The 530-nt window shown below is 66.2% G+C and carries 1 protein-coding gene; it reads right to left on the bottom strand.

Annotated features, from left to right (window positions below):
• On the bottom strand, positions 1-530 hold a 530-nt coding region (locus tag EOA24_RS40500; protein ID WP_189354721.1), incomplete at both ends, for an ABC transporter permease.

A 530-nucleotide genomic window follows, 5' to 3' on the forward strand; every position in this document is an offset into this window, starting at 1 on the left:
TGATAGTATCGCAGAGCACCAGCCCGAGGCTTTCCGCCATGCGCTTGCCGATCGCCACGCCCTCGCCGGTGTCGAAACCGTCGAGCGTGCCCTGCTTGATGTTGCTGGAAACGATCGAGATCTTGCCGAGGTCCTCGCCGCGGATGCCGCGCACCAGGGCGCCCGTGCCGCCGCCGACATTGCCTTGCGCCAGCACCTGGCCGTCGATCAGCGGGATCGCGTATTTGACGCCCGAGACGCCGTTGATGCGGCTCGCCACCTGGGCGTAGTCCTCCAGCGGCGAATCGAGCGGCTGCACGATGAGATGGCCGTTGACGCCGAGGATTCGCGTGAGCAGCTCGGCGCGGAAACCGTTCATCACCGCCATGACGACGATCAGCGTCGCGACGCCGAGCATGATGCCGAGGAAGGAGATGGAGGCGATGACCGAGATTACCGTCTCCTTGCGCCGCGAGCGCAGATAGCGCCACGCCACCATGCGCTCGAAGCCGGAAAAGGCGCCCGCTCCTGATTTGGCCGCTGTCGCCGCC

Origin of the sequence: Mesorhizobium sp. M2A.F.Ca.ET.039.01.1.1 (assembly GCF_003998035.1) — a bacterium.
Lineage (GTDB): Bacteria > Pseudomonadota > Alphaproteobacteria > Rhizobiales > Rhizobiaceae > Mesorhizobium.